General features: G+C 58.8%; 5 protein-coding genes. 4 read left to right on the forward strand and 1 reads right to left on the reverse strand.

Going from position 1 to position 2,325, the window contains the following annotated elements:
• From map to QZ638_RS23205, 3 genes are all read left to right on the forward strand, one after another.
• Nucleotides 1–647: type I methionyl aminopeptidase (gene map, locus QZ638_RS23195; protein ID WP_295815118.1), on the forward strand; the 647-nt coding region annotated here is incomplete at its 5' end.
• A 161-nt stretch (nt 648–808) separates the two neighbouring features.
• Nucleotides 809–1,207 (forward strand): hypothetical protein, encoded by a 399-nt coding sequence (locus QZ638_RS23200; protein ID WP_295815120.1) that lies wholly within the window; start codon nt 809–811, stop codon nt 1,205–1,207.
• Entirely contained in the window at nt 1,204–1,767 is a 564-nt protein-coding gene (locus tag QZ638_RS23205; RefSeq protein ID WP_295815122.1) for a hypothetical protein, read from the forward strand. Before QZ638_RS23200 ends, QZ638_RS23205 begins: the two co-directional genes overlap by 4 nt.
• A 10-nt stretch (nt 1,768–1,777) precedes the next feature.
• Here the strand turns inward: QZ638_RS23205 and QZ638_RS23210 are convergent, their stop codons facing one another.
• Nucleotides 1,778–1,954 carry a DNA-binding protein gene (locus QZ638_RS23210; RefSeq protein ID WP_295815124.1) on the reverse strand — a complete coding sequence of 59 codons (177 nt, stop codon included), beginning with the start codon at nt 1,952–1,954 and terminating at the stop codon, nt 1,778–1,780.
• On the opposite strand from QZ638_RS23210, the gene QZ638_RS23215 reads away from it, so the two are divergent.
• Nucleotides 1,953–2,325: hypothetical protein (locus tag QZ638_RS23215; RefSeq protein WP_295815128.1), on the forward strand; the 373-nt coding region annotated here is incomplete at its 3' end. The genes QZ638_RS23210 and QZ638_RS23215 overlap by 2 nt on opposite strands.

Here is a 2,325-nt window from a genome sequence, read left to right on the forward strand (position 1 = left end):
CGACGGCGGAACTCGATCGGGTCGGCGCGGCGGTGCTCGACGCCCATGGCGCGCGCCCGGCGCCGGCGCTGGTCTACGATTTCCCCGGCGCGACCTGCATCTCGGTCAACGAGGAGGTCGCCCATGGCATCCCCGGCGACCGGGTCATCGCGGCGGGCGATCTCGTCAACATCGACGTGTCGGCCGAGCGCGACGGCGTTTTCGCCGATACCGGGGCCTCCTGCGTCGTGTCGTCCGCCGATCCGCGCCTCACGCGGCTTTGCCGCGATGGCAAGCGCGCCATGTGGGCCGGGATCGGCGCGGTGCGCACCGGAGCGCGCTTCGCAGCCATTGGCGAGGCGGTCGGCGCCTTCGCCCGCAAGCACCGTTATTCCCTGCTCGCCAACCTCGCCAGCCACGGGGTCGGCGACAGCCTGCACGACGAGCCTGGCGAAATCCCCACCTGGCCGGACCCGGACGAGCATCGCGTCATGTCCGAGGGCATCGTCTTCACGGTCGAGCCCTTCCTGTCGCTCGGCGGGCAGATCGCGGTCGAGAGGGAGCCGAGCGACGGGTTCACGCTTCTGGCCAGCCCGCCGGCCGCCACCGTGCAGTTCGAGCACACCGTCGTCGCCACCCGGCGCGGGGCCGTGGTGGTGACGCTGTAGCGCCGGTCGCGGATGCGTCCTGCAACCGTGTTCCTGAAATGTTCTTGCGATAGGTTGGGGATTATGCACTTTGCAAACCCGGCCTAGTGGTTGTGGATTGTTGCCTGCGGTTGCAATTGATGGTGGTATGCGTCGATTCGCCACCAGTGAGCCGATCAAGTATGGCAAGAGCGACCACCACTGCCACGTCCAAAAGCAGCAAGATTTATCTGGACATTGCCAGATTAGAACAGCGTTACGCAACGATACGAACCGGCATCCGCGTCATCGGCATACTCGCAGGGCTTTACATTGCCCAAATGGCGGTAGTGGCTCTCGCGGGGGAGGAAACTAGCGTAAGCCTTCTTATATCTGTGCTGGCGGACGTCAAATTCGCCTTCACGCTCACGCTTGCTGGCGCTGCTGTTGCGTGGGCAGCGGTGGAAAGGCATTTGCGTCACCGAAAGGTTGAGCAGATGCAAGGAAGGATCAAGGAATTGGAACTAAAACTAGACCCTGGTCGTTCGTCATCAGGTCTAACACCGCAGGGAAAAACTAACCCGGGAGATAAGAAGAAATGATCGCTTTCGAAGCTTTCATATCGGTCATGGTCCTGATCGCTCTTCTCCTGTTGTTTTATGGTCCGTGGCAGTCGGTGTGCACCGACTATGCTAGACAGGTTATGTTTGAAAAGCGCGATGCGGTTTTTGACATCGCAGCGCGCGGCGATCTTTCATTCAAATCAAAAGAATATCGCACCATCCGCGCCACACTTGAATCCAGCATTAGGTTTGCACACGAGGCAACCCTTCCTCGGATTGTCTATTATTTTGTCGTGCTCAACACTGAAGACAACGCATTCAGCAAGCCAAGCGCTCAATCAAGTGCAATTTCTTCAATAGAAGACGCGAGAGTGCGCGAAGAAATAGAGCATTTTGTGAGGGAAGCGCGCATGGCAATGCTCTGGATGATGCTCGCGAAATCTATATGGACGTGGCTGCTGTTGCCTATTGTTGCAATTATGGTGGCCGCGTTGTTTCTATTCGATCATCTGATGGAATGGGTGACCGAAGCTGGCGAATATGTGCAGGTTGAAGCTGAAAAAGCGCCAGCGCATTCTGGCGTCCACGCGAGGGCGTAGCTTGCCGTAGTTACTCTTTACGAGCCGGTTTCGGTCTTTTAGGTTTTTCGACCGGTGCCGGCTTCGCGCTCCCGACCTTCTTCAGAACCCGGTCAAAGGCTTCCTCGGATTCGTCCGTCTCAAGGTTGCGCGCAGCTTCCTGAAAGCGTTTAAATTGCGCCTCATCGCTTTTGGTGGTGGTGCCCATGGCGTTGCGTTCCTTGTTGCGGTTTGGCCTTTCGACCATCTATGCCGACGAGTCAGACGACAAGTTCATCTATGTGATTGCTTGCATCGTCATCCCGACGCTCATTCGGCGCAGCGTTGTTTTGACCCACGTCGAATGGGACCGATACCTTGACGGCGCAAAGCAATGGCGGCGTGACCTCCGACAAAACCATGGTATCCCGAGCACCAAAGAGCTGAAAGGCTCCGAGCTCGCTAGCGGGCATAACTCATACGGGGCCGGGGGTGGTCGTTTGGCGGGGCAGGCTGCCGTCACCGCTTACCAGGATGCGCTTTCGTCCCTGAGTTTCTTGGCGCCCGGGAGCATCTTTTCTGTCTACGCCACGCGCGGCG

Origin of the sequence: uncultured Nitratireductor sp., assembly GCF_913053745.1 — a bacterium.
Taxonomy (GTDB): Bacteria; Pseudomonadota; Alphaproteobacteria; order Rhizobiales; family Rhizobiaceae; genus Nitratireductor.